This window comes from Mycetohabitans sp. B3, from assembly GCF_021498065.1.
Classification (GTDB): Bacteria; Pseudomonadota; Gammaproteobacteria; order Burkholderiales; family Burkholderiaceae; genus Mycetohabitans.
In genome coordinates this window covers 68,215-85,579 of sequence record NZ_JAHLKN010000011.1, presented here as the reverse complement: position 1 = coordinate 85,579, position 17,365 = coordinate 68,215, and the positions used below count along the sequence as shown (strand labels likewise).

The following is a 17,365-nucleotide window of genomic DNA, read 5'->3' as shown; positions in this document are numbered from 1 at the left end:
GCGCGACGCGCAGGAGCAAGACAATGAACGACATGAACCAAGATGGCCTTCGTGGTGAGTGCGGGTCCGGAGCGTGCGCTTGCCGCGCGAATAACGTGCCGCTGGACGACGTCGATTTCGGTACGCCGGCGCGCCACGGTCCAAGTGTGTCGCTGCAGATCGACGGCGTGCAGGTGGACGTGCCGGCAGGCACATCGGTCATGCGCGCGGCGGTCCACGCCGGCATTCGCGTGCCGAAACTGTGCGCGACCGATTCTCTAGAGGCATTCGGCTCATGCCGGCTGTGCCTAGTCGAGATTGAGGGCCGCCGGGGTTATCCGGCCTCTTGTACGACGCCGGTCGAACCGGGCATGAAAGTGCGCACACAAAGCGACAAGCTGCAGGCGCTGCGTCGCAACGTCATGGAGTTGTATATCTCCGATCACCCTTTGGACTGCCTGACGTGCCCGTCCAACGGGCGGTGCGAGTTGCAGGACATGGCGGGCGTCGTGGGGCTGCGCGAGGTTCGCTACGGCTACGATGGCGCCAATCACCTGCGCGACGCGAAGGACGAATCGAACCCGTACTTCACTTATGACGCCAGCAAGTGCATCGTATGCAACCGATGCGTGCGCGCGTGCGAGGAAACGCAAGGCACCTTTGCGCTGACTATCGCCGGACGCGGCTTTGAGTCGCGCGTCGCGGCAAGCGAAGGCGTCTCATTCATGGCATCGGAGTGCGTCTCGTGTGGGGCGTGCGTGGCCGCCTGCCCGACCGCGACGTTGCATGAGAAGTCGATTGCCGAACTGGGCCAACCGGAGCATGCCGTCGTCACAACCTGTGCCTATTGCGGTGTCGGCTGTTCGCTGAAGGCCGAGATGAAGGGCAACCAAGTGGTGCGGATGGTGCCACACAAGGACGGCCGCGCCAACGAGGGCCATGCTTGCGTGAAGGGACGCTTTGCATGGGGCTATGCGACGCACCGTGACCGCATCACGCGTCCGATGATCCGCGCGTCGATCGACGCGCCATGGCGCGAAGTGAGCTGGGACGAGGCGCTGGACTACGCGGCCAGTTCGTTCCGGCGCATCCAGGACAAGTATGGACGCGACGCGATCGGCGGCATCACATCGTCACGATGCACGAACGAAGAGACGTACCTAGTGCAAAAACTCGTGCGGGCAGCATTTGGCAACAACAACGTTGACACCTGCGCCCGCGTGTGTCACTCGCCGACCGGCTACGGCCTGAAGACCACGCTTGGCGAATCGGCCGGCACACAAACCTTCGCATCGGTCGCGCATAGCGATGTGATTATGGTGATTGGCGCCAACCCAACCGACGGCCATCCGGTATTCGGCTCACGGCTCAAGCGGCGCCTGCGCGAAGGCGCGAAGCTGATCGTGATCGATCCGCGCCGCATCGATCTGGTTCAGGGGCCCCATGTCAACGCGCAGTATCACCTGCCCGTGCGTCCCGGCACAAACGTCGCGATCATCAATGCGTTCGCGCACGTGATCGTCACCGAGGGCCTGCTCGACACGGCCTTCATCGCCCAGCGGTGCGAGCCGCTCGCATTCGAGCAATGGCGGGATTTCGCGGCCCAGCCGCAGAACGCGCCGGAAGCCACCGAGTCGATCACCGGCGTGCCGGCAGCGCAAGTGCGCGAAGCCGCTCGTCTGTATGCTACCGGTGGCAATGCGGCGATTTATTACGGGTTGGGCGTCACCGAGCATTCGCAGGGCTCCACGATGGTGATGGGCATCGCGAATTTGGCGATGGCCACCGGCAACCTCGGCCGTGAAGGCGTCGGCGTCAACCCGCTGCGCGGGCAGAACAACGTGCAGGGCTCCTGCGACATGGGCTCGTTCCCGCATGAGCTGCCGGGCTACCGGCATATCGGTGACGCCGCGACGCGCAGCTTGTTCGAGGACGCTTGGAACGTCACACTGCAACCCGAGCCGGGTCTGCGCATTCCGAACATGTTCGACGCCGCACTGAGCGGCACATTCAAGGGTCTGTATTGCCAGGGCGAGGACATCGCGCAGTCGGACCCGAATACGCAGCATGTCGCCGCAGCGCTGTCGTCAATGGAGTGCATCGTCGTGCAGGATATTTTCCTGAACGAGACGGCCAAGTACGCGCACGTTTTCCTGCCGGGCACATCGTTCCTGGAAAAGGACGGCACGTTCACGAATGCGGAGCGCCGGATTTCCCGCGTGCGGCAGGTGATGCCCCCGCTGCCTGGCATGGCCGACTGGCAGGTGACGATCAAGCTGGCCAGCAAGCTCGGCTACGCGATGGATTATTCCCATCCGAGCCAGATCATGGACGAAATCGCGCGGCTTACGCCCACCTTCCACGGCGTATCATACGCGCGGTTGGACGAACTGGGCAGCATCCAGTGGCCCTGCAATGAAGCGGCGCCGGACGGCACCCCGACCATGCACGTGGACACATTCGTGCGCGGCAAGGGACGCTTCGTGATCACGCAGTTCATCCCGACGCGCGAGAAGGTCACCCGCCGGTTCCCGCTGTTGCTGACCACGGGCCGGATCCTATCGCAGTACAACGTCGGCGCGCAGACCCGCCGCACGGACAATTCGCGCTGGCATGAAGAGGACCGGCTGGAGATCCACCCGGTGGACGCAGAGGACCGTGGAATTAAAAGCGGCGACTGGGTCGGCGTCGCGTCGCGCGCGGGACAAACGGTCCTGCGCGCGCAGGTCACCACGCGGATGCAGCCCGGCGTCGTCTACACGACGTTTCACTTTCCGGAATCCGGCGCCAACGTGGTGACCACCGACTCGTCCGACTGGGCAACTAATTGCCCGGAGTACAAGGTAACTGCGGTGCAGGTCACGCCGGTCGCCGGGCAGTTGTCGGACTGGCAGCAGCGCTATGCCCGCTTCAGCGACCGGCAACTGACGCTGCTAAACGAACGCAACTTGCTGGACGCCTCGAGCGTCGCAACGGCCAAGTAGGACGAGGAATCGACAATGGCAATGCCGCTGCACACCCTGGTCGACATGGTCAACCGCATTGGAGAGTTCTTCGAATCGATGCCCGATCGACACGCTGCACTCGAAGGTATCGCCGATCACCTAAAGCGCTTCTGGGAACCGCGCATGCGACGCACGCTGCTCGACGCGCTCGATCGCGGCGTAGATCCGGCGTTGGACGACTTGATGCCGATCACGCGCGAGGCCCTTATTCGCTATCGTGGCAGATTAATGCCGGCCGCCGCGCCGGCATAACCCGCGCCCCTCGCAGCCGCAGGAGGCGCTTGCACGACACGCCTGAGCAGCGTGCGGTTGTGGTTGCCCGTGCCATGACGCGGGCCATAGGCACGCCGAGCAGCGCGCGCAGGCCGCCACGTGTGCGTCCTGTGTGACACACGCCTATGCACCACACCATGGCGACTGACGACGCATCCGCTAGAATCCAGCATTTAGTCTACCGGGCAGCGCCCGAATGGAAACCGCGATGCTTTCATCGATGGCCGCAGTCGCGTTAGGCGGCGCGCTCGGCTCGCTGCTACGCTGGGTACTCAGCACGCGCTACAACAACGTGCTTCCCGCGTTGCCGCTCGGCACGCTCGCCTCGAATCTGATTGCTGGCTATGTGATAGGCGTATCCATTGCGTACTTAGGCAAACATGCGGATCTCGCACCGCAGTGGCGGCTATTCGTCATCACCGGCTTGATGGGCGGCTTGTCGACGTTTTCGACCTTCTCCGCCGAAATCACCGCGCATCTGCAAGCCGGACGCATCGGCTGGGCCGTCAGCGAGGCCGCGATCCATCTGGCTGGCTCGGTACTCATGACGCTGGCCGGGCTAGCCAGCGTCGCGTGGCTTCGCCGCTAGCCGCTAGCGGGTCGATGCCACCGTCGTTTCACGCGCACGCTGCGCTTGCGGCAGCGCGCCAAACCAATCCTCGCCATAGCGCAGCAGCGCGGGAGCGTCGCTCAGCAGCCGTCCGCGGGCCGCAACGTAGCCGTCCGGACGAACTAGGTAGAAGCACGGGCGCGTGCGTCCGTAGCTAAAGGCCAACGACGAGGCGCTCTCGCCCGATGCATCGCACGGCTGTTGCGTATCGCTCACCCGCCATGTACGTACGCGCGCACGAAGCAGTGCCTCGATCTTGGCGGCAAAGCTGCCCAGGGTGCCGGCCTCCTCGCCGGCACGCGGCTCGTCATCGTTGGCCGACGTCATCACCAGCAAAGTAAAGTTCACCGGATCGTATAAGTCGAACAGTCGGGCCACATACGGCGCCTGACCGAGCGGGCCATCCATCACGTGCACCAATGCGTCCGGCGCCCGCTCGCCAGCGCGCACGCCCCCGTCGAGCGGGCACTCCAACGTCAGCGGACTGCGCCGGTACTGAATCGCAAGCTCGCTCACGGCGCGGCGCGCCGCATCACGAACCGGTCCGAGCGATGCGATCAGCGGGATCATCTGGTCACGCACGAGCCGCAGCACGCCATGATCGGCCTCAACCAGGTGCGTAACAAAGCGGGTCTGCCGCAGCACGCCACGCTCAATCGGATTGCGTTCGAGATGGTACGTATCGAGCAAGTGATCCGGAGCGCCACCGTTGAGTACCTGCGCCAGTTTCCAACCTAGGTTCAGCGCCTCATGGATCCCGGTGTTCATCCCCTGCGCACCTGCCGGACTATGCACGTGCACGGCGTCTCCGGCCAGGAATACGTTGCCGGTGCGCAGCCGCTCCACCATCCGGCTGTGAATATGGTAATACGAGGACCACGCCAGTTGCGACAGCCGCACCGGCACATGGATGCGGCGCTCGACCCACTGCTGGCATTCGTCGAGCGAAGGACCAGCATTGTCGTCGTCCGTCTCGCGCTCCCGATCTTCGACGTCACCGATCTGTGTCAGGCGGCCCCCAACGAGGCGGCCTTCGGGCTGTGCGCCCGCCCCGACAGTCGGCGAAGATGTAGCATGGAGCAGCCCGATGCGCACCGCGGCCTGATGCGCCGCGCCGACCGGCGGCCGGTCCGCAATCAGCCGGTAGCGATCACCGCCCAGCGGAAAGATCCCTGCCAATCCTTCGGCGCTGGCAAATAATTGGAATTCGTCGACCGGCAATGCCCAATCCACGCGCAGATCCGCCAGCAGGAAGGACTGCGCCAGCGTTTCGCCAGCGAACGCGCCGCCCAGTAAGTGGCGCACCGTGCTGTGTGCGCCGTCGGCGCCAACCAGATACCGTACCCGCTGCGTTTGCACGCGCCCATCGGGCAGCCGCAGTGTCGTGTCAACCCCCGCTGCGTCCTGTTGCAGCCCGATCAGCTCGACGCCGCGCTCGATGTCCACGCCGAATTTGCGCAGATGTTCAGCGAGAATGCTCTCCGTCTGCGACTGGTCGACGAACAGTAGGTAAGGATAGCGGGTCTGCAGCGGGTCGAAATCGAGCCGCAACAGCGTTTGCCCGTTCGAGTACAGATGGGCGGCACGACCCCGATGCCCAATCTCGATGAACGGCTCCACCACGCGATGCAACTCGAGCAATTCAAGCGTACGCGCTTGGATCCCGATCGCGCGGGACGTGGTTGCGGGACACGGCGCGCGGTCGATGACGCGCAGCGCAATACCCGCGCGCGCCAGGCTCATTGCGGCGGCCAACCCCGTCGGGCCGGCGCCCGCGATCAGCACCTGCGGTGGCTGTAGCGAAGAATGGGCCATGCTGCGCTCCGTCACTGTTGTTCGGTTCAGTTTAGGCTATTCGGTGGCGCTTCCCATGCCGCAACACGGCAGCAAGAAACGCGCCTAACTGAACACGTCTGACAGATGGTGGCCGGCGTCCGCCAGCAGCGCTATCGAATTGGCTAGCCAGCCATCAGCGCCTGCAACGCGACAATCGCCACGCTCAGCGCGACGGCGATCGCGAACGCCCGACCGTGGCCGGCGCCGGCCACAGCATAATATACGTTGGCCGTGGCGCCAACATGCCGTATCTGCAAGCGCCGCCCGCGTATCGGCAAAAGTGGCAAGGCCGTCTCGTACGTTACGCACAAGCCGGATCGGCATCGCCTGGTCGGTGCTGCAACGTGACTGGGCCCGTGCCGATCTCAACGCGTTCGGACGGCGCACGCACGTGCCTAAGCCAGCTTGTACCGGTTGCGCGCCGCCTCGCTGCGGTACAGGACCAGCGTCGCAATCAGGCCGCACAGTGCAGCGGCCGACATCCACAGACCCGGCGCCGCCTTGTTGCCGGTCTCATGGATCAGGTAAGTCGAGATCGCCGGCGTGAAGCCGCCGATAGTCGTGGCCAGGCTGTACGCGAGCGAAAACCCGGCGGTACGGACGTCAGCGGGCATCACTTCGGTCAAGCCGGCCACCATTGCGCCGTTATAGCATGCGTAGATGAACGAGAGCCACAGCTGCACCGCCAGCAACCGCTCGAACGATGGATGCGCGACCAGCCATTGCATCGCCGGATACACGCTCACCAGTGCGACCAGCGTGAACGCGACCAGGACTGCGCGGCGCCCGATCCGGTCCGACAGCGCGCCACTGACCGGCAGCCAGAATAAGTTCGACAGGCCGATGCAAATCGTCACCAAGAGCGTATCCACAGCGGACAGCTTGAGCACCTCCTTACCGAAGGTGGGTGTGTACGCGGTGATCAGATAAAAAGACACCGTGGTCATGATGACCAGGCCCATGCCTGCGATCACCGTGCGCCAGTTTGCGACCATCGATGCGAAGATCTCGCCCATCGTCGGGCGATGCTTGCGCGCCAGAAACTCGTCCGTCTCCGTCAGCGATCGCCGGATCAGAAACAGAAACGGAACGATCAGGCAACCAACCAGGAAGGGGATCCGCCATCCCCACTCCCCCATTTGGTCGGCCGGCAACACGCGGTTCAGGATCACGCCGAGCAACGCGGCGAAGACCACCGCCACCTGCTGGCTGCCCGACTGCCACGCGCAGTAGAAACCCCTGCGCCCCTTGGTCGCGATCTCCGCCAGATAGACCGATACGCCACCGAGCTCGACCCCGGCGGAGAAGCCTTGCAGCAGCCTGCCGGCCAGCACCAGCGCCGGTGCGGCAAGCCCGATCGTCGCATAGCCGGGCACGAGCGCCACTGCCGCGGTCCCGACCGCCATCAGCGACAAAGTCAAGAAGAGGCCCTTGCGGCGCCCATGATGGTCGATGTACGCCCCTAACACGATCGCCCCGAGCGGGCGCATTAGGAAGCCGGCGCCGAACACCGACAACGACAGCATCAGCGATGCGAACGCACTGCCGGCCGGAAAGTACGTCTTCGCGATCGCCGACGCATAGTAGCCGTAGACCATGAAGTCGTACATCTCCAGGAAATTGCCGCTGGTCACGCGGAACACGGTACGCGCTTTCGATTCTGACACGGTTGTCGCAGTCATCTGGCCTCCTGAGGGAAAAACGTCGACAGTTAGAAGCGGGTCTCGCGCGCCGCGCGCAGGAATGTATCGAGCAGCGGCGTGCAGCCGAGCAGCTCGGCGCCGCCCGCCCGGTGGAATTCGGGATGCCACTGGACGCCGACGACGAACGGCGAGCGGCGATAGCGCACAGCCTCCACCAGGCCATCGTCAGCCGAAATCGCCTCGACGTTCAGGTCACGCCCGACGGTCCTCACCGCCTGGTGGTGAATCGAGTTGGGATCCTTGGGCGGCGCGCCCGAGGGCACGCCGCCCACCGTTTCGGCCTCGGGTCGCAGCTTGCCGGATAAGGCATCGGCGGACGCGGGTTCAACTAAGCGGGGAGTCGAGGGTTCGCTCATGGTGAATCGTCAGACGTGCAAATCCACACATTCCAGCCAGGGTTCGCGCATTATCCGCCGTTCACTGCGCACGGGCAAACCACGACCTTCATTCGCATACAATGCGTGCACGGCGCGACGTTTTCCATGACGCCGCCACGACCCCACATATTGCTTGCCGGATGGGCTTCGATCATGACAGTTTCCCACACCGCTGATTTCACGCCGCTACCGCCGTTGTCGGCACTTGCCGCCGCACTGCAGGCCGGCACGAGCACTAGCCGCGAGTTGGTCGAGACTGCACTCGAGCGGATCGCCGCGCCGCACGGGCAAGGCCGCTCGGTGTTCATTGAGGTGCACGCACAGGCGGCTCGCCAATGCGCGGATGCGCTGGACAAGCTGCGCGCCGCCGGCACAGTGCTGTCGCCGCTGATGGGCGTGCCGGTCTCGATTAAGGACCTGTTCGACGTCGCCGGCCAAGTCACCCGTGCGGGCTCGGTCGTGTTGTCCGACGCGCCGCCCGCCCGCACCGATGCGAGCACGGTCGCACGGCTGCAACAAGCCGGCGCGGTCATCATCGGACGCACTAACATGACCGAGTTCGCCTTCTCCGGCCTGGGATTGAACCCCCACTACGGCACGCCGGCCTCGCCATGGCAGCGCACCGCCGGCAACGCCGAACGCCGCATTGCCGGCGGCTCTTCGTCGGGGGCGGCCGCCTGCGTTGCCGACGGAATGGCTGCGGTGGCGCTCGGCACGGACACCGGCGGCTCGGTCCGCATTCCAGCCGCGTTGTGCGGATTGACCGGTTTCAAGCCAACCGCGCGGCGCATTCCGACTGATGGCGTGCTGCCCCTGTCTTCGTCGCTCGACTCAGTCGGCCCCATCGGCTCGTCGGTCGCCTGCTGCGCCGTCACCGACCGGATCCTGGCCGGCCTGCCGCCTGTCGTGTCGCCGGCGCGGCCAATCGAAGGCGTGCGGCTCGGCGCGCTGCCCCACCTAATGCTCGACGACATGGACCTGAGCGTGGCGCGCGCCTATGACGACGCCCTTCAGCACCTTTCGGCAGCCGGCGCGCGGGTCAGCGAGCTGCGTTTCGCGCCGCTCGAGCGCCTCGCGCACGTCAACCGGCTGAGCCTGCCGTCAATCGAGTCGTTCGCATGGCACCGCAAGCTGATCGAAAACCGTGCCAGCGACTACGATCCGCGCGTGCTGGCACGTATCCGCAAGGGCGAGCGCGCTAGCGCGGCCGACTATATCGAGTTGCTGCGCGAGCGAGCCGACATCATCGCGCAGGCCGAGCCGCTATGGCACAGCTTTGATGCCATTGTCTGTCCGACCGTGCCCATCGTGCCACCGCGCATCGCGGAACTGCAAGCGGATGACGCTGTCTATGCGCGCGTCAACGCAACGATACTGCGCAACCCGAGCATGATCAATTACCTCGACGGCTGCGCGCTGTCGTTGCCGTGCTCGCGTCACGGCGAAGCGCCAGTCGGCTTGACGCTGGCCTCGGGCACTGGTCGCGACGCTGCGCTGCTCATGCTGGGCCGCGCGGTCGAAGCCGTGCTCGCACCGCTGCGATGACCGCATGCTGGCTTGTCCGACGCGTCCCGACGCGTCCTCACTGAGTAAAACACTATGAATGATTCGTTGAGAATGCGCCGTGAGCGACGCCTGCTGGTCCTGCTGGGACTGGTCTGCATCGCCCTGATCAGCGGCGCGTTGTATCTACAGTATTTCAAGCATGAAGCTCCGTGCCCATTGTGCATCATCCAGCGTTACTGCTTCTTGCTGATCGCTGTATTCGCGTTCATCGGCGCGACGCTGCGGAGATGGCGCGGCATCGCGGTATTGGAGACACTGATCGTCGTTGCGGCGGCCGGCGGGATGGCCGCCGCGATCCAGCATATCGAGGTCCAAGCCAATCCGTCGTTCAATTGTGGCTTCGACGCACTCGAGCCGATCGTCGATGCACTGCCACTCGCCAAACTGTGGCCTGGCGCATTCAAGGTCGCGGGACTGTGCGAGATACCGTACCCGCCGATCCTCGGACTGAGTCTGCCGCAATGGGGACTGATCGCGTTCGGCCTCATGTTCGTGCTCGTATCGCGCAGCCTGTGGCGTACACGCAAACTACGCGCCTAGCACCAAGCATGAGGCGCGACGCGTGAGGCCTGATGCTGCGCGATGCCCCCCTGCCATCACCCGTCATCGCCCCATACGCCGCCCCGGAAGCCCTTTCATCGGCTGCTTTGCCCGTGCCTGCGCGCGACGGACGACATGACCCCACACGGAGCGATCCACGAGGCACCACCGATGGCCTAACCTTGCGTCTGATCGAGAATGACGCACAACTGAGCGCTGGATCAAGCTGCTCGCCGAGTACAATCTGGAGCGCGGCAACTACACGTATTTCGGCATGATCGGATCGAGGACGAAGCGCATGCCATTCGAGTATCGACTGGCGGCGCTCGGCATCGACCTTACCCTATTGGCTCGGATGATGTACCCAATCGGCACCGAGGGCCTTGCAAGCCAGGCACCCGCCTCCATTGCGATCGCCGTAGCGGCACAACTGTTGCATGTGGTAGAACAACGCCATCCCCACACGATGTCACCGTCGCCATGAACCCGATCCTCGCTGACAAGATCGCGCACGCGCCGAAAGCGGAGCTGCATATCCATATCGAGGGCTCGCTGGAGCCAGAATTGATTTTCGAATTGGCCCGCCGCAACGGCATTGCGCTGCCGTACCCGACAGTCCAGGCGCTGCGCGACGCGTACGCGTTCACCGACCTGCAGTCGTTTCTGGATATTTACTACGCCGGCGCAAGCGTACTGCTGCACGAACAAGACTTCTACGACATGACCACGGCGTACGTCGAACGCGCAATGGCCGATCACGTCGTCCATGCGGAAATCTTCTTCGACCCACAGACTCATATCGAACGTGGCGTGTCAATCGAGACCATGGTAGCCGGCATGGAGCGGGCGCTGGCAAAGGCCGAGGCGCGAGGATTTTCCAGCAAGCTGATCCCGTGCTTTCTGCGCCATCTGCCGGAAGAACATGCGTTGCAGACGTTTGATGCCGCGCTGCCGATGTTCGAGCGGTATGGGCACAGGCTGATCGGTGTCGGCCTGGATTCGTCCGAGTACGGTCATCCCCCGTCCAAGTTCGCACGTGTGTTCGCCCTCGCGAAGGAGCGAGGCCTGAAGTTGGTCGCCCACGCGGGTGAAGAGGGGCCGCCGGCATACGTCGTCGAGGCGCTCGACGTACTGGACGTGCATCGCGTCGACCACGGCGTGCGCAGCATCGAGGACGCGGCATTGGTCGCGCGGCTGGCGGACGCGCGCGTTGCACTGACCGTCTGCCCGCTGTCGAACCTAAAGCTGTGCGTCGTCAACGACATGACCGAGCATACGCTGAAGCGGCTGCTCGATGCCGACGTGATGGTGACGATCAATTCTGACGATCCCGCTTATTTCGGGGGCTACATCAACCAGAATTACCTGGCGATCGCCGATGCACTGAAGCTGACCGACGACGAGTTGTACAAGATCATCCGCAATGGATTCGAGGCATCGTTCGTCACCGATGCGCAACGCGCCGCCTATCTGTCATTACTGGACGCGTACTGGCATGCGCCGCAAGCCATGCCATAACGCACTGAAGCGAACTTAGGAGAAACAAGCCATGGAAAATCAACGCGGCGCGGCAGCCAACGCTTCGCTGCCGGAGCGGTTCTTTAGCGTGCGCGAGAGCGGTTCGAGCGTGCGCACCGAGGTGCTGGCCGGCATCACGACGTTTTTGACGTCAATGTACATCATCGTAGTCAATCCCGCCATCCTGTCACAGGCGGGTATCCCGTTTCCGGCAGCGCTCAGCGCCACCGTGCTGGTCAGCTTCGCCGGCAGTTGCGCGATGGGCTTGTACGCGCGCAACCCGGTGCTGGTCGCGCCCGGCATGGGAATGAATGCGCTATTTGCGTTCGTCATGGTGCACGCAGGCAACATGCCGTGGCAAACGGCGCTGGGCTGCGTATTCTGGTCGGGCGTGATCTTCGCGGTGCTGGCCGCCTTCAACGTGCGTCGGCTAGTGGTCGACGCAATCCCGGCCAATCTGCGGCACGCGCTGTCGTGTGGCATCGGTCTGTTCATCTCGCTGATCGGGCTGGTCAATGCAAAATTCGTGGTCTCCGATCCGGTGACCATCGTGCGTGCCGCGTCGCTGAACCCGGTCATCGTCACGTTCCTCGCCGGCCTGGCAATCACCACGGTGCTGGTAGCGCGTCGCATCACCGGTGCGCTGATGATCGGCATTGTCGTCACGACGATCCTGGCGATCCCGATCGGACGCCTGTGGGGCGACGGCAGCGCGTACTGGCCGGTGGCGATGGCCACGCCCACGCTGGTGAACTGGAACGGCCTGGTCGCGGCGCCGGACTTCTCCGCGCTGTTTCAACTTGACCTGGTCGGTGCGCTGAAGGTCGCATACTGGCCGTTTATCTTCGTGATGCTGTTCACTTCGTTTTTCGATGCGTTGTCCACCTTCATGGCCGTGTCCAACGCCGGCAACCTGCTAGATGCCGATGGCAACCCGCGCAACATCCGACAATCGATGATCGTTGACGCGTTCTCCGCATTGGTGTCCGCGCCACTGGGCACGTCGCCGGCCAACGCCTACATCGAGTCGGCTGCGGGCATTTCTGCAGGCGGACGCACCGGGCTAGTCGCGGTGGTCGCCGCGGTGTGCTTCCTGCCGTTTCTGTTCCTCTCCCCGCTGCTATCGCTGGTGCCGGCAATTGCCACCGCCCCGGCGCTCGTGCTGGTCGGCGTGTTCATGATGGAGCCGATTACGCGGATCGAATGGCACCGCTTCGATGAGGCGATACCTGCGTTCATCGCGATGATCCTGATCCCGCTCACGTACTCCATTACCGCTGGCATCGCGTATGGCTTTCTGGCCTTTGTCGTACTGAAGCTGTTCGTCGGCCGGGCCCGCGAGGTCAAGCCAGCCATGTGGACGGCCGCGGCGCTGTCGGGGCTGCTGCTGGCCCAACTCTGAGCGCGGCCCGAGCCCGCGATCCGGCTATAATCGCGTCCCATTGGGGAGTAGCCGCCCTGCACGCGATGCGCAGAGGCATCCGTCAACATACTTGGCCCGCGCGATGTGGACGGCCATGGCGGGTGCAGCCTCAGGCCTGGCAAGACCGGTGATCCACGAACTGCCGGAACAGGCCGGGCAGCGCGTGAATCGTCGTTCGCGCATCCACGGCCTGCGGATAACCTCATTGATGACCGAAGCTTTCCTCATTTCTGCCGGCGGCGTCGCACTCGCCGAGATCGGCGACAAGACACAACTGCTGTCCCTCGTGCTCGCCGCCCGCTATCGCAAACCCTGGCCGATCGTATTCGGCGTGCTGGCCGCCACGCTGGCGAACCATGCCGGCGCCGGCGCGCTCGGCCAATGGCTGTCGTCGCTGCTCACTCCCGGCGCGATGCGCTGGGCACTCGCGCTGTCGTTCATCGCAATGGGCGCGTGGGTGCTGGTGCCAGATAGATTGCGCATCGAAGACGCGCGGCCCGCGCGGACCCGGCTGGGCATCTTCGGCACGACGGTGCTAACGTTTTTGATTGCGGAAATGGGCGACAAGACGCAGATTGCGACAATCGCATTGGCCGCGCGATTCCACGATCTGCCCAGCGTGGTCATCGGCACCACGCTGGGCATGATGCTTGCCAACGTACCAGCGATTTTTCTGGGCGAGCGTTTTGCCCATCGGTTACCCACCACCGCGGTGGGGGCGATGGCCGCGGTCATGTTCATCGTGCTCGGCGTGCTGGCCCTGTGCGGCGTCGGCCTCGGCAGTCAATGACCCCGTTGAGCCGCACGCGCTCCACGCTTGGCGCTCAGCGCCCCGCGCTCGGTGACGCATCCGGGGCTGGCTGCTCGTCGCGCCTCGGCGAAGCCGCCGGAACATCGTCGCGCATCGGCGACGCGGCCGGAGCAGCCTTCTCGTTGAACGACGGCGGCGCGCCGCCCACCGCCTGTCCGTGCAATTCGGCGGGCAGGCGCACCTGCCGAGTCGTGCCGTTCTGCAATGGGAAGTCTGCCAGCGCGCTGCGTATCAGGTAGGGCATAGCGAGCGGCAACGACTGGCGCGCGGTCGGCGTCGTCGCAGTGACCTTGTATCGCTCCTTGCCGCTCGAGCGCTCCGTCATGCGGATCGTCAGGCTCTGCACGAACACGGGTAATGCCGTATCGACGTAGGCCGGCATCATGCCGAACGGCCACCACGGGCCCGGTCGTCCCCATCCCGGCCACCATGGATCGGTATAGACCGGTTGCTGCACGACAATGCTGCCGGCATGCGTGCCATAGGCCAGTTCGACGTCATAGTGGGCGCTGGTCGGCGCCACCTGTCGAAAATGGTAGTGCGACAACTCATCAGCGAGCTGCGCCTCATAGGTGCACTGCTCGATGCTGTTCTGCTGCTGTGCATCGCGCTTGAATGCAAAAGTGCGGTCGCGGTCCGAGGCGCTGGTGCTCCACGCATTGAACGCGATCACGTCCGAAGTCACATAGCTGGCGCACCCCGGCAGCACCAGCATCGCAAGCGAGCCGGCCGCCCATTGGCGCCCACGTGTCACGTGCTGCAACAATCGTCTGAACATCATGGTTTTCCTTGGATTTGGCCTTCGTACCGGCCGCCCGGCGAAACGCCCGCGACGCAAGACCATTATCTATTTTGTACAATCGTCGGATCAACATAGCCACGGCCTCGCCGCGGTCACTTGAAACGTTAGACACCGGATCGCGCCATGCTTTCCCGACGCGGCGCGTGACGCCGTGCGACGGCGTGGCCCGGGTCCATTGCCATTGAACCACCTTTCGACGGATACGCCATGTCCAAGCCTGCTGAAGCCACCGTCATCCGCCGTGCAGATTACACGCCGCCCGCGTTTTTGATCGACACCGTGGAACTCGAATTCGATCTCGTGCCAGAACGCACGCTGGTGCGCAGCACACTACGCGTGCGGCGCAATCCGCAGGCCGGCGACGCTGCCGCCGACCTCGAATTGGCCGGGGAAGCATTGGAGCTGCTGTCATTGACCGTCGATGCCCGCGCGCACGATGCAGTCACAGTGCACGATGGCGGTCTCGTCGTGTCGAACGTGCCGGAGGCGTTCGAACTGGTGATCGAAAACGCGTGCCGCCCCGCCGACAACACGACGTTGTCGGGCCTTTATGTCTCCAACGGCAATTTTTTCACCCAATGCGAAGCCGAGGGCTTTCGTCGCATCACGTACTTCCTGGACCGTCCCGACGTGATGGCGACCTACCGCGTCACACTACGTGCTGACCAAGCCGCTTATCCGGTACTGTTGTCCAACGGTAATCTGGTGGACAGCGGCACGCTGCCGCACGGCCGGCATTATGCGAAGTGGGAGGACCCGTTCCGCAAGCCGAGTTACTTGTTCGCGCTGGTCGCCGGCAAGCTCGTTGCCCGCGAACAAACAATGAAGACGCGCTCGGGCAAAGAAAAGCTGCTGCAAGTATGGGTCGAGCCACATGACCTGGACAAGACCGGTCATGCGCTCGATTCGCTGGTGCGCGCGATTCGCTGGGACGAGCAGCGCTTCGGGCTCGAACTGGATCTGGACCGCTTCATGATTGTCGCCGTCGGCGATTTCAACATGGGCGCAATGGAGAACAAGGGACTCAACATCTTCAATACGAAGTACGTGCTTGCGAACGCGCAGAGCGCGACCGACATTGACTTCGCAAACATCGAATCGGTTGTCGGGCATGAGTACTTCCATAATTGGACCGGCAATCGCGTGACCTGCCGTGACTGGTTCCAGCTCAGCCTCAAGGAAGGGCTCACGGTGTTCCGCGACCAGGAGTTCTCCGCCGACATGGCGGGCGGCACCACCGATCCGGCTGCCGCCGCAGTCAAGCGCATTGATGACGTACGTATGCTGCGGCAGATGCAGTTTGCCGAGGATGCCGGTCCGATGGCGCATCCAGTGCGACCGGAAAGCTATGTTGAGATCAATAACTTCTACACGGTCACCGTCTACGAGAAAGGGGCGGAAGTCGTGCGGATGTACCAGACGCTGTTCGGGCGCGACGGCTTGCGCCGAGGCATGGACCTGTATTTCGAACGGCATGATGGCCAGGCAGTGACCTGTGATGATTTTCGCGCTGCGATGGCTGACGCGAACCACCGGGATTTGGCCCAGTTCGAGCGCTGGTACAGCCAGGCCGGCACGCCCCGTGTGGCGGTGCGCACCGCGTATGATCCGGTGGCCCGCACCTTTATCTTGACGCTGACGCAGCACTATGGGGAATCGTCGCCACATGTGGCGCAAACGCAAAAGGGACCGCTGCTGATCCCCTTCGCGCTCGGCCTGGTCGACACGCAAGGGCGCGACATGCCGCTACGCCTGCAAGGTGAACCGGCCGAGGCCGGTGCGGCGACCACGCGTGTGCTCGAGCTCACCGGCACACAGCAGTCCTTCACGTTTGTCGACGTCGCCGAGAAGCCACTGCCGTCGCTGTTGCGTAATTTCTCCGCGCCGGTGATCGTCGAATACGACTATACCTACGACGAACTCGCGTTCCTGCTCGCGCATGATAGCGATCCGTTCAACCGTTGGGAGGCTGGGCAGCGCCTGGCCACGCGCGCCTTGCTGTCGCTGGCCACACAGGTGCAGCAGCACATGCCGCTCGAGCTACCGGCGGCATTCATTGCCGCCTTCAGTGCCGTGCTGCGCGACGCCTCGTTGTCGCCGGCATTGCGCGAACAAGCACTGACTCTGCCGTCCGAGACCTATTTGGCCGAGCAAATGGACGAAGCCGATCCGGCCGCCGTCCACCAGGCGCGGCAATTCGTGCGCCGCAGGCTGGCAGCCGCGCTACGCGAGGATTGGCTCGCTGCGTACGACGCATACCGGACGCCAGGCGAGTACGACCCGAACCCGACCGATGCCGGCAAGCGTGCGCTGAAGAACCTGGCGCTACACTACCTTGCAGAACTGGACGATCCGACGGACGCGTTGCGGCTCGCTCGCGCGCAGTTCGACGAGGCCAACAATATGACCGATCGCGCTGCCGCGCTCGCTACGCTGATCACGTTGCACGCGAACGCGCCCGCCCAAGCGCAAGCTGCAGCGCAAGCCGCGCTCGACGCGTTCTACCGCCGCCACGAGGACGACGCGCTAGTGATCGACAAGTGGTTCGCGCTCCAGGCTCAGCAACGCAGCGGCACAGGCCGACGCACGCTCGATACGGTGCGTGAGCTGATGCGGCACCCGGCCTTCAACCTGAAGAATCCGAACCGGGCGCGTGCGCTGATCTTCAACTTCTGCGCGGCCAACCCGGAACAATTCCATTTGCCGGATGGCTCCGGCTACGCGTTCTGGGCCGAGCAGGTCATCGCGCTCGACGCCATCAATCCGCAGGTTGCCGCCCGCTTGACCCGCTCATTGGAACGCTGGCGTAAGTTCGTGCCGGCGCTGCGCGAGCCGATGCGCGCGGCGCTGGAAAAGGTCGCCACTCATGCAAGTTCGAAGGACGTGCGCGAGATCGTCGGCAAGGCGCTGGCATAGCCTTTG

At 64.1% G+C, this 17,365-nt stretch carries 14 protein-coding genes, 1 pseudogene and 1 riboswitch; of the genes and pseudogenes, 10 read left to right on the top strand and 5 right to left on the bottom strand.

Annotation, left to right across the window (positions count from 1 at the left end; translation table 11 throughout):
• Positions 1-23 precede the first annotated feature (23 nt).
• The 3 genes from fdhF (at position 24) to crcB (ending at position 3,846) form a co-directional block, all read left to right on the top strand.
• Entirely contained in the window at positions 24-2,963 is a 2,940-nt protein-coding gene (fdhF, locus tag KQH55_RS02390; RefSeq protein WP_235090129.1) for a formate dehydrogenase subunit alpha, read from the top strand.
• A gap of 15 nt (positions 2,964-2,978) precedes the next feature.
• Complete coding sequence (locus KQH55_RS02385; RefSeq protein ID WP_370642900.1) at positions 2,979-3,236, top strand: formate dehydrogenase subunit delta; 258 nt, start codon at positions 2,979-2,981, stop codon at positions 3,234-3,236.
• A gap of 229 nt (positions 3,237-3,465) precedes the next feature.
• Positions 3,466-3,846, top strand: coding sequence for a fluoride efflux transporter CrcB (gene crcB, locus KQH55_RS02380; protein WP_076797386.1), 381 nt, complete (start codon positions 3,466-3,468; stop codon positions 3,844-3,846).
• 3 nt (positions 3,847-3,849) lie between these two features.
• Here crcB and KQH55_RS02375 read toward each other — a convergent pair whose 3' ends face one another.
• The 4 genes and pseudogenes from KQH55_RS02375 to KQH55_RS02360 form a co-directional block, all read right to left on the bottom strand.
• On the bottom strand, positions 3,850-5,682 hold the full coding sequence (locus KQH55_RS02375; protein WP_235090128.1) for an FAD-dependent monooxygenase: 1,833 nt from the start codon (positions 5,680-5,682) through the stop codon (positions 3,850-3,852).
• Between the two features lie 143 nt (positions 5,683-5,825).
• Positions 5,826-5,990: a hypothetical protein gene (locus KQH55_RS02370; RefSeq protein WP_235090127.1), complete on the bottom strand. Its 165-nt coding sequence runs from the start codon at positions 5,988-5,990 to the stop codon at positions 5,826-5,828.
• A gap of 108 nt (positions 5,991-6,098) precedes the next feature.
• Positions 6,099-7,385, bottom strand: coding sequence for an MFS transporter (locus KQH55_RS02365; RefSeq protein ID WP_076785294.1), 1,287 nt, complete (start codon positions 7,383-7,385; stop codon positions 6,099-6,101).
• 29 nt (positions 7,386-7,414) lie between these two features.
• Positions 7,415-7,642, bottom strand: a pseudogene (locus tag KQH55_RS02360) (gamma-glutamyl-gamma-aminobutyrate hydrolase family protein); the annotation flags it as partial.
• Positions 7,643-7,936: 294 nt separating this feature from the next.
• Between KQH55_RS02360 and KQH55_RS02355 the strand changes: the two are divergent.
• The 6 genes from KQH55_RS02355 (at position 7,937) to KQH55_RS02330 (ending at position 13,620) form a co-directional block, all read left to right on the top strand.
• Positions 7,937-9,328, top strand: a complete 1,392-nt coding sequence (locus tag KQH55_RS02355) for an amidase (protein WP_076797385.1) — start codon at positions 7,937-7,939, stop codon at positions 9,326-9,328.
• A 54-nt stretch (positions 9,329-9,382) separates the two neighbouring features.
• Positions 9,383-9,889 carry a disulfide bond formation protein B gene (locus KQH55_RS02350; protein ID WP_076797050.1) on the top strand — a complete coding sequence of 169 codons (507 nt, stop codon included), beginning with the start codon at positions 9,383-9,385 and terminating at the stop codon, positions 9,887-9,889.
• Between the two features lie 274 nt (positions 9,890-10,163).
• The gene (locus KQH55_RS02345) at positions 10,164-10,373 is read left to right on the top strand and encodes an XdhC family protein (protein WP_076797049.1); all 210 of its coding nucleotides are present in this window, start codon (positions 10,164-10,166) and stop codon (positions 10,371-10,373) included.
• Complete coding sequence (locus KQH55_RS02340; RefSeq protein ID WP_076797048.1) at positions 10,370-11,407, top strand: adenosine deaminase; 1,038 nt, start codon at positions 10,370-10,372, stop codon at positions 11,405-11,407. The genes KQH55_RS02345 and KQH55_RS02340 overlap by 4 nt, the downstream gene beginning before the upstream one ends.
• 31 nt (positions 11,408-11,438) lie before the next feature.
• Positions 11,439-12,809 carry an NCS2 family permease gene (locus tag KQH55_RS02335; protein WP_076797047.1) on the top strand — a complete coding sequence of 457 codons (1,371 nt, stop codon included), beginning with the start codon at positions 11,439-11,441 and terminating at the stop codon, positions 12,807-12,809.
• 30 nt (positions 12,810-12,839) lie between these two features.
• Positions 12,840-13,028, top strand: a riboswitch (yybP-ykoY riboswitch).
• 10 nt (positions 13,029-13,038) lie between these two features.
• Positions 13,039-13,620 (top strand): TMEM165/GDT1 family protein, encoded by a 582-nt coding sequence (locus KQH55_RS02330; RefSeq protein ID WP_235090196.1) that lies wholly within the window; start codon positions 13,039-13,041, stop codon positions 13,618-13,620.
• Between the two features lie 34 nt (positions 13,621-13,654).
• Here the strand turns inward: KQH55_RS02330 and KQH55_RS02325 are convergent, their stop codons facing one another.
• Positions 13,655-14,419 (bottom strand): DUF4136 domain-containing protein, encoded by a 765-nt coding sequence (locus KQH55_RS02325; protein WP_235090126.1) that lies wholly within the window; start codon positions 14,417-14,419, stop codon positions 13,655-13,657.
• Between the two features lie 231 nt (positions 14,420-14,650).
• Here KQH55_RS02325 and pepN point away from each other — a divergent pair, with 231 nt between their 5' ends.
• Positions 14,651-17,359, top strand: a complete 2,709-nt coding sequence (pepN, locus tag KQH55_RS02320) for an aminopeptidase N (protein WP_235090125.1) — start codon at positions 14,651-14,653, stop codon at positions 17,357-17,359.
• Positions 17,360-17,365: the final 6 nt, after the last annotated feature.

Excerpts from the sequence above, each read along its gene's own strand:
- fdhF (WP_235090129.1), top strand. The coding sequence starts at position 24 with ATGAACGACATGAACCAAGATGGCCTTCGTGGTGAGTGCGGGTCCGGA.
- KQH55_RS02385 (WP_370642900.1), top strand. The coding sequence starts at position 2,979 with ATGGCAATGCCGCTGCACACCCTGGTCGACATGGTCAACCGCATTGGA.
- crcB (WP_076797386.1), top strand. The coding sequence starts at position 3,466 with ATGCTTTCATCGATGGCCGCAGTCGCGTTAGGCGGCGCGCTCGGCTCG.
- KQH55_RS02375 (WP_235090128.1), bottom strand. The coding sequence starts at position 5,682 with ATGGCCCATTCTTCGCTACAGCCACCGCAGGTGCTGATCGCGGGCGCC.
- KQH55_RS02365 (WP_076785294.1), bottom strand. The coding sequence starts at position 7,385 with ATGACTGCGACAACCGTGTCAGAATCGAAAGCGCGTACCGTGTTCCGC.
- KQH55_RS02355 (WP_076797385.1), top strand. The coding sequence starts at position 7,937 with ATGACAGTTTCCCACACCGCTGATTTCACGCCGCTACCGCCGTTGTCG.
- KQH55_RS02350 (WP_076797050.1), top strand. The coding sequence starts at position 9,383 with ATGAATGATTCGTTGAGAATGCGCCGTGAGCGACGCCTGCTGGTCCTG.
- KQH55_RS02345 (WP_076797049.1), top strand. The coding sequence starts at position 10,164 with ATGATCGGATCGAGGACGAAGCGCATGCCATTCGAGTATCGACTGGCG.
- KQH55_RS02340 (WP_076797048.1), top strand. The coding sequence starts at position 10,370 with ATGAACCCGATCCTCGCTGACAAGATCGCGCACGCGCCGAAAGCGGAG.
- KQH55_RS02335 (WP_076797047.1), top strand. The coding sequence starts at position 11,439 with ATGGAAAATCAACGCGGCGCGGCAGCCAACGCTTCGCTGCCGGAGCGG.
- KQH55_RS02330 (WP_235090196.1), top strand. The coding sequence starts at position 13,039 with ATGACCGAAGCTTTCCTCATTTCTGCCGGCGGCGTCGCACTCGCCGAG.
- KQH55_RS02325 (WP_235090126.1), bottom strand. The coding sequence starts at position 14,419 with ATGTTCAGACGATTGTTGCAGCACGTGACACGTGGGCGCCAATGGGCG.
- pepN (WP_235090125.1), top strand. The coding sequence starts at position 14,651 with ATGTCCAAGCCTGCTGAAGCCACCGTCATCCGCCGTGCAGATTACACG.